This is a genomic window from Streptomyces sp. NPDC090077 (assembly GCF_044747545.1).
In the GTDB taxonomy this organism is placed as follows: Bacteria; Actinomycetota; Actinomycetes; order Streptomycetales; family Streptomycetaceae; genus Streptomyces.
Genome location: NZ_JBIVEG010000028.1, coordinates 81,936 through 90,014 on the forward strand (window position 1 = coordinate 81,936; position 8,079 = coordinate 90,014).

Sequence of the window (8,079 nt, forward strand, 5' to 3'; positions counted from 1 at the left end):
CCCCGGCCTCAGACCGCGGCCCTCGCCCGGGCCCGCCGGCCCGCCGGGACCACCAGCGGCGTACCCGTCTCCGGGTCGTCGATGATCTGGCAGCGCACGCCGAAGACCTCTTCCACCAGCTCGGCGGTGACCACCTCGGCCGGCGGACCCTCGGCTACGACCACGCCCCCGCGCAGGGCGATCAGGTGCGTGGCGTAGCGGGCCGCCTGGTTGAGGTCGTGCAGCACCGCGACCAGGGTCCGGCCCTGCTCCTCGTGGAGCTCCGCGCACAGGTCCAGCACGTCGAGCTGGTGCTGGATGTCCAGGTAGGTCGTCGGCTCGTCGAGCAGCAACAGCGGGGTCTGCTGGGCCAGGGCCATCGCGATCCACACCCGCTGGCGCTGGCCGCCCGACAGCTCGTCCACGGCCCGGTCGGCGAGCTCGGCGACCCCGGTCGAGGCCATCGACTCCACGACGATCCGCTCGTCCTCCCGCGACCACTGGCGCAGCAGCCCCTGGTGCGGGTAGCGGCCGCGCGAGACCAGGTCGGCGACCGTGATGCCGTCCGGGGCGATCGAGGACTGCGGGAGCAGGCCCAGGGTCTTCGCCACCTTCTTCGCCGGCATCGAGGAGATCGCCTGACCGTCGAGCAGCACCCGGCCGGCGGACGGCTTCAGCATCCGCGACAGGGCCCGCAGCAGCGTCGACTTGCCGCAGGCGTTGGGTCCCACGATCACCGTGAAGGAGTTGTCGGGGATCTCCACCGACAGGTTCTCCGCGATGACCCGCTGGTCGTAGCCGAGGGTGACGCCCTCCGCGCTCAGCCTCTGCACTTGCCCACTCCTCGTTCCGCCCTGCTCGTTCATATACGTCCCGCCTTGCGCTCCGTGACGAGCAGCCAGAGCAGGTAGATGCCGCCGACCAGCCCCGTGACCACGCCCACCGGCAGCTGGTCGGAACCGAAGGCCCGCTGCGAGCCCAGGTCCGAGGCCAGCAGCAGGACGGCGCCCATCAGTGCGCCGGTCAGCAGGCCCGCCCCGGACGACCGCGACAGCCGCCGGGCCAGCTGCGGCGCGGCCAGCGCCACGAAGCTGATCGGCCCGGCCGCCGCGGCGGCCGCGGTGGTCAGCAGCACCGCCGCCAGCATCAGCAGCATCCGGGTCCGCTCCACGGGCACGCCCAGCGCGTACGCCGCGTCGTCGCCCATCTCGATCATCCGCAGCGCCCGGCTCTGCCCGAGGACCAGCGGGAACAGCACCGCGCAGGACGCCAGCAGCGGCCACACCTGCGCCCAGTCCCGCCCGGCCAGCGAACCGGTCAGCCACACCATGGCCCGGGTGGCCTCGACGATCTGCGCCTTGCCGATCAGGTACTGGATGACCGCCACCAGGACGGCGGACGCCCCGATGCCGACGAGCACCAGCCGGTAGCCGTGGATGCCCTTCTTGTACGCGAGGAGGTAGACGACCACTCCGGTCACCAGCCCGCCCACGACGGCGCCCAGCGCGACCTCGGCGGCGCCACCCCTGAACAGCACGATGGCGACGAGCGCGCCGACGGCCGATCCGTACGCGAAGCCGAGCATGTCCGGGGAGCCGAGCGGGTTGCGCGAGACGGACTGGAAGACCGCCCCGGACATCCCCAGGGCCGCGCCGACCAGCACCGCGACGATGACCCGCGGCAGCCGCAGGTCGTTCACGATGAAGTCGTCGGCCGGGGTCCCGTTGCCCAGCAGGGTCTGCACGACGTCCCAGGGCGCGATCTCGAAGTCGCCGGTGCCGATGAGCACGACGGCCAGCACCAGGGTCGCCACGGCCAGCACCAGACCGGTCACCAGCGCGCGCGGCTCGACCCGCAGCGAGGTCCGGCCGGGCCCGCGCAGGGCCCGGAGCCGGGGGGCGGGGTTCGGAGCGGGGGGCGTCGGGGCTGCGGGAGTAGCGGTCACAGCTGGGCCATCCTCTTGCGCCGAACCAGGTAGATGAAGACGGGGCCGCCGATGAGCGCCGTGACGATGCCGACCTGGAGCTCGGAGGGCCGGGTGACGACCCGTCCGATCACGTCGGCGCCGAGCAGCAGCACGGGCGACAGCACGGCCGAGTACGCCAGCACCCAGCGCATGTCCGGCCCCGTCACCAGGCGGGCCAGGTGCGGGATCATCAGCCCGATGAAGACGATCGGCCCGCACGCGGCCGTCGCGGCCCCGCAGAGCAGGGTGATGGCGGCCATCGACAGGATCCGGGTCCGCGTCAGGTGCGCGCCGAGCGCCCGCGCGGTGTCGTCGCCCATCGCCATCGCGTTCAGGGGCCGCCCCAGCGCCAGCGCGAGCACCGCGCCGACCAGCAGGAAGGGGGCCACCTGCCGGACGGTGTCCATGGTGGCCGAGGCCAGCGATCCCACCGTCCAGAAGCGCAGCTTGTCCAGCGCCTTGGTGTCCATCAGCTGCACGGCGTTGATGTAACCGACGAGGGCCGCGCTGGCCGCCGTACCGGCGAGCGCGAGGCGCACCGGCGTCGCGCTGCGGCTGCCGCCCAGCACGTACACGGCGGCCGAGACCACGGCGGCGCCGAGGAAGGCCCACCAGATGAACTCGTTCAGCGTGGCGGCCCCGAAGAAGCTGATCGCCGAGACGACGGCGGCCGCGGCGCCGGCGTTCACGCCGAGGATGCCGGGCTCGGCCAGCGGGTTGCGGGTCAGCGCCTGCATCACCGCGCCGGACAGCCCGAGTCCGAGACCGACCAGCACCCCGAGGACGGTGCGCGGGACCCGCAGGTCCCGTACGACCACGTCGTTGGTGGTGCCGGAGTAGTGGAACAGGCCGTGCCAGACCTCGTCGAGCGGCATCGCCTTGGCACCGACGGCGATGCTCGCCACCGCGACGAGGGCCAGCACGGCGAAGGCGATCAGCAGACCGGCCGCGCGCGCCGCGTGCCGCGGACGGACGGACGACGGCGGCGGCGCGCCCTGCTCGGTTTCGGGGGGACTCTCAGCCAACACCCAAGTTAGGTTAGCCTAGCCTGCGCGTTCCCGGTTCCCCCGAACGGCCGAGCCCGGCCGCTCAGAAACCCAGCTTCGCCAGGGCCTTCTCCACGTCGCCCGCGTACGCCCCGTCCCCGGCCTGCGACCAGGCCACCGCGCACAGCGCCCGCAGCCCGTCCACGGGATCGCCGGGACCGCCCGCACCGCCCGTCGGCTCCACGTCGAGACGGCCGTCCGCGTGCACCGCGGTCCAGCCGCCGCACCGCCGGCCACCCGCGTGCTCCACCACCTCCGGCTGCCCGGTGAGCAGCCCCCGCAGGTCCCGGTCCACATAGGTCGGCCGGTGCCTCGGCTCGGCCCGCAGCAGCTGCACCGCGTCCGTCACCCCGGTCAGCACCAGCAGCGAGTCCACGTCCCCGTTGAACGCGCCCTCGATGTCGGAGTCCAGCCGGTCCCCCACCACCAGCGGCCGCTCCGCCCCGGTCCGCAGCACCGTCTCCCGGTGCATCGGCGGCAACGGCTTCCCCGCCACCTGCGGCTCCGCGCCCGTGGCGATCCGTACGACCTCCACGGCCGCACCGTTGCCCGGCCCGATCCCCCGCGCCCCCGGAATCGTCAGATCGGTGTTGGACGCGAACCACGGCACCCCCCGGTTGACCGCGTACGCGGCCTCCGCGAACCGACCCCACGGCAGATCCGGCCCGCCGTACCCCTGGACCACCGCCGCGAGGTCCTCCTCGTCCGCGGACTCCACCGGCACCAGCCCGCGCTCGCGCAGCGCGACCCGCAGCCCCTCACCGCCGATCACCAGCACCTTCGACCCCGGCTCCACCTGCTCCGCGATCAGCCGGGCCACCGCCTGCGCGGAGGTGATCACCTCACCCGCCTCGGTCGGGATGCCCAGCTCGGTCAGGTGCTCCGCGACCGCGTCCGGGGTCCGCAGTGCGTTGTTGGTGACGTACGCGAGGTGCATCCCGCCCTCCCGGGCCGCGGCGAGGGACTCCACGGCGTGCGCGATGGCGTTCCCGCCCGCGTACACCACGCCGTCGAGGTCCATCAGCGCCGTGTCGTACGCCTGGTGCAGACTCCGCTCGCTGCCCGCGGGGCTCGTCCTGCTCTGCCGGGTCATCTCGCCATTCCTCCTGAACCGTTCCAACAACGCTCGAGCCACCGGGATTCTTACGATCGATCTTGTCCGATTTTGCGCTGCCCCGTAGCTCCCCCGATCATCCCGCATCGCGAGACGGGTCTTACCATGCACCAATGACCACACCTGGCAACGCGGAGCACGGGCTGCGCCTGATCCCCTTCCACGGACTGCGCTACGTCCCGGAGCGCGTCGGCAGCCTGGCGGCCGTGACCTCGCCGCCGTACGACGTGGTCGTACGCCCCGACGGAGTCGACTACCTCGAATCCGCCGACCCGCACAACATCGTCCGGCTGATCCTGCCCCAGGCCGAGACCCCGGCCGCGCGCAACGAGCAGGCCGCCCGCACCCTGCGCGACTGGCTCGCCGGGGGCGTCCTCAGCGCCGACGCGCGGCCCGCCCTCTACGTCTACGAGCAGCGCAAGCCGGGCCTGCTCCAGCGCGGCATCATCGGCGCCCTCGCCCTCTCCCCCGCCGAGGCGGGCGTGGTCCTCCCGCACGAGGACGTCATGCCGGACGTGGTCACGGACCGGGCGGGCCTGATGCGCGCCACCTCGGCCAATCTGGAACCCCTGCTCCTCACCTACCGGGGCGACGGCCCGGGCACCGGCGCGGCCGCCGTCGTCGAGGACACCGCCGCGCGCGAACCGCTGCTGTCCACCGTCACCGAGGACGGCTTCCGGCACAGCCTCTGGGCGATCACCGACCCCGACGAGCTGGCCGTCGTCACCGCCGACCTCGCCCACCGCCAGGCACTCATCGCCGACGGCCACCACCGCTGGGCGACGTACCTGCGCCTCCAGGAGGAGCACGGCCCCGCCACCCCGTGGGACTTCGGCCTGGTCCTCCTCGTCGACACCGCCCGCTACCCGCTCCAGGTCCGGGCCATCCACCGGATGCTGCGCCGGCTCCCCCTGGCCGAGGCCCTCGCCAAGGTCGAGGGCTCCTTCCGGGTCCGCCCCGTCGAAGGCCCGCTGCCGCTGGCCCTGGAGGCCCTCGCGGACGCCTCGGAGCGCGGGAACGCCTTCCTCCTCACCGGCGACGGCTCCTACCACCTGGTCACCGATCCGGACCCGGCCCTCATCGAACGGACCGTACGGCACGACCGCCCCGAGGCCTGGCGCCGGCTGGACGCGACGGTGCTGCACGCCTCCCTGCTCGACGCCCTGTGGCAGGTCCCGGACGCCCCCGAGCACATCACGTACATCCACGACGCCGCCGCGACCGTCGCGATGGCCGAGCGCCACGGCGGCACCGCGGTCCTGCTGCACCCCGTACGGGAGGAGGTCGTCCGGGACCTGGCCCGCCAGGGCGTCACGATGCCCCGCAAGTCCACCTCGTTCGGCCCGAAGCCGGCCACCGGCCTGGTCCTGCGCAGCCTGGACTGACGGCCCCTCCGGCCCCCGGACACGCGGAAGGGCGGCACCCCCGAGGGGGTGCCGCCCTTCCTTCGTCTCGCGGGCGCCGCGGTTACGCCTTGCCGCGCTCGTCGTCCTCGACGACCACGAGCTCGTCCGTCAGGTCGACGTCGGCGTCGTCGGCGGGCTCGTACTCCTCGTCGTCCTCGTCGTAGTACTCGGCCTGGTCGGCGGCGCGCTCGGCGGCGGCCACCTCGGCCGGGTCCTGCTCGTCGTCCTCGTCGTCCTCGACGTCCACGCCGTCGACGTCCTCGTCCTCGTCGTCGGCCGCGGCGGCGTCCACGAACTCCACGCCGTCGATCTCGGCGAGCCGGTCGGAGGCGTCGGTCGCGCCGTCCTTGTCGGCCTCGAGGGTCTTCGCGAACCACTCGCGCGCCTCGTCCTCGCGGCCGGCCGCGAGGAGCGCGTCGGCGTACGCGTACCGCAGGCGCGCGGTCCACGGCTGCACGGAGCTGGAGGCCAGCTCCGGGCTCTGCAGGGTCACGATGGCGGCGTCGAGCTCACCCATGTCCCGGCGGGCACCGGCGGCGACGAGACGCATCTCGACCTGGCCGGCCTTGTCCAGCTTCTGCACCTCGGGCTCACCGGCCATGGCCAGCGCCCGCTCCGGACGGCCGAGGCCGCGCTCGCAGTCGGCCATGACGGGCCACAGCTCGACGGAACCGGTCATCCGCTTGGCGGCACGGAACTCGGCGAGCGCCTCGCTGTACTTCTGCGTGGCGTACGCGGCGAAGCCGGCGGCCTCGCGCACGGCGGCGACGCGGGAGGCCAGGCGGAGGGCGATGCGGGAGTACGCGTACGCCTGCTCTGGGTCCTCGTCGATCAGCCGGGCGACCATGACCAGGTTGCGCGAGACCTCCTCGGCCAGCCCCTTGGGCAGGCTCAGGAGCTCCTGGCGCACATCGGCGTCGATCTCGTTGCCGGTGACGTCCTCGTCGATCGGAAGCCGCTTGACCGGGTCGCGGTCGGAGCGGAAGTCGCGGTCGCCCCGGTCGTCACGGCGGAAGCCGCCACGGTCGCCACCACGGTCATCGCGGCCACCACGGTAGCCACCACGGTCGCCCCGGTCGTCGCGACGGAAGCCGCCACGGTCCCCACCGCGGTCGTCGCGACGCGGGTAGGAGGGACGGTCGCCGCCACGGTCGTCACGACCGCCACGGAAGCCACCACGGTCGTCATCACGACGCGGGTAGGACGGACGCCCACCGCGGTCATCATCGCGACGCGGGTACGAGGGACGGTCCCCACGGTCGTCACGACGGAACGACGGACGGTCGCCACCCCGGTCGTCACGGCGCGGGTAGGACGGGCGGTCGCCGCCACGGTCGTCACGGCCACCGCGGAAACCACCACGGTCATCGTCACGACGCGGGTACGAGGGACGCTCACCCCGGTCGTCACGACGGGGGAAGGAGGGACGGTCGCCACCGCGGTCGTCACGGCGCGGGTAGGACGGACGGTCGCCACCGCGGTCGTCACGACCACCACGGAAACCACCACGGTCGTCATCGCGACGCGGGTACGACGGGCGGTCGCCACCACGGTCATCACGGCGCGGGTAGGAGGGACGGTCCCCACGGTCGTCACGACGGAACGAGGGACGGTCGCCACCGCGGTCGTCACGGCGCGGGTAGGACGGGCGGTCGCCGCCACGGTCGTCACGGCCACCGCGGAAACCACCACGGTCGTCATCGCGACGCGGGTACGAGGGACGCTCACCCCGGTCGTCACGACGGGGGAAGGAGGGACGGTCGCCACCGCGGTCGTCACGGCGCGGGTAGGACGGGCGGTCGCCACCGCGGTCGTCACGACCGCCGCGGAAGCCACCACGGTCATCGTCACGGCGCGGGTACGACGGGCGGTCGCCACCACGGTCGTCGCGACGCGGGTACGAGGGACGGTCCCCACGGTCGTCACGACGGAACGACGGACGGTCCCCACCCCGGTCATCACGACGGGGGAAGGAGGGACGGTCGCCACCGCGGTCGTCGCGGCGCGGGTAGGACGGGCGGTCACCGCCGCGGTCGTCACGACCGCCGCGGAAGCCACCACGGTCGTCATCGCGACGCGGGTACGACGGACGGTCGCCACCGCGGTCATCGCGACGCGGGTACGAGGGACGGTCGCCACCGCCGGCGGGACGTCCACCACGGTCGTCACGGCGGAAGCCGCCGCCGCCACCGGCCGGCCGGCCGCCGCGGTCGTCGCGACGGAAGCCACCACGGTCACCGCCGCGGTCGTCACGGCCCCCGCGGTAGCCGCCCCTGTCACCGCCGTCGTTGCGCCGAGGCTCGCGCTCCGGACGATCGTCGGAGTAGTTGGACATGGGTGTGACTCCTGTCTTCGGGGTACCGCTAGTCATTCTCGCGCAGCCAGCCCATGGCCGCGCTTCGACGTAAAGATGGTGAAAAACAAAAAGGACCCTTGGTCCAGCGTTGAACGCTGGACCAAGGGTCCTTTGAAAGATTGTTCGGCGGCGTCCTACTCTCCCACAGGGTCCCCCCTGCAGTACCATCGGCGCTGAAAGGCTTAGCTTCCGGGTTCGGAATGTAACCGGGC

6 protein-coding genes, 1 rRNA gene and 1 pseudogene are annotated in these 8,079 nt (G+C 73.3%); 1 reads left to right on the top strand and 7 read right to left on the bottom strand.

Annotated features, from left to right (window positions below):
* Nucleotides 1-8: 8 nt before the first annotated feature.
* The 4 genes from ACIPW5_RS32355 to ACIPW5_RS32370 all read right to left on the bottom strand — a co-directional run bounded on the left by ACIPW5_RS32355 (nucleotide 9) and on the right by ACIPW5_RS32370 (nucleotide 4,084).
* Nucleotides 9-845 (bottom strand): ABC transporter ATP-binding protein, encoded by an 837-nt coding sequence (locus ACIPW5_RS32355; protein WP_401252649.1) that lies wholly within the window; start codon nucleotides 843-845, stop codon nucleotides 9-11.
* Nucleotides 842-1,924, bottom strand: coding sequence for a FecCD family ABC transporter permease (locus ACIPW5_RS32360; protein ID WP_401252651.1), 1,083 nt, complete (start codon nucleotides 1,922-1,924; stop codon nucleotides 842-844). The genes ACIPW5_RS32355 and ACIPW5_RS32360 overlap by 4 nt, the downstream gene beginning before the upstream one ends.
* A complete protein-coding gene (locus ACIPW5_RS32365; protein WP_401252654.1) occupies nucleotides 1,921-2,970 on the bottom strand; it encodes a FecCD family ABC transporter permease in 1,050 nt (349 codons plus the stop codon). Before ACIPW5_RS32365 ends, ACIPW5_RS32360 begins: the two co-directional genes overlap by 4 nt.
* A 64-nt stretch (nucleotides 2,971-3,034) precedes the next feature.
* The gene (locus ACIPW5_RS32370; protein ID WP_401252657.1) at nucleotides 3,035-4,084 is read right to left on the bottom strand and encodes an HAD hydrolase-like protein; all 1,050 of its coding nucleotides are present in this window, start codon (nucleotides 4,082-4,084) and stop codon (nucleotides 3,035-3,037) included.
* Nucleotides 4,085-4,218: 134 nt separating this feature from the next.
* Between ACIPW5_RS32370 and ACIPW5_RS32375 the strand changes: the two genes are divergently transcribed.
* Complete coding sequence (locus tag ACIPW5_RS32375) at nucleotides 4,219-5,490, top strand: DUF1015 family protein (protein ID WP_401252660.1); 1,272 nt, start codon at nucleotides 4,219-4,221, stop codon at nucleotides 5,488-5,490.
* Between the two features lie 82 nt (nucleotides 5,491-5,572).
* Here ACIPW5_RS32375 and ACIPW5_RS32380 read toward each other — a convergent pair whose 3' ends face one another.
* The 3 genes and pseudogenes from ACIPW5_RS32380 to rrf form a co-directional block, all read right to left on the bottom strand.
* Nucleotides 5,573-6,421 carry a hypothetical protein gene (locus tag ACIPW5_RS32380; protein ID WP_401252679.1) on the bottom strand — a complete coding sequence of 283 codons (849 nt, stop codon included), beginning with the start codon at nucleotides 6,419-6,421 and terminating at the stop codon, nucleotides 5,573-5,575.
* Nucleotides 6,422-6,910: 489 nt separating this feature from the next.
* Nucleotides 6,911-7,687 (bottom strand): annotated as a pseudogene (locus tag ACIPW5_RS32385) (hypothetical protein); the annotation flags it as partial.
* Nucleotides 7,688-7,988: 301 nt separating this feature from the next.
* Nucleotides 7,989-8,079: ribosomal RNA gene (gene rrf, locus ACIPW5_RS32390) — 5S ribosomal RNA — on the bottom strand; the annotation flags it as partial.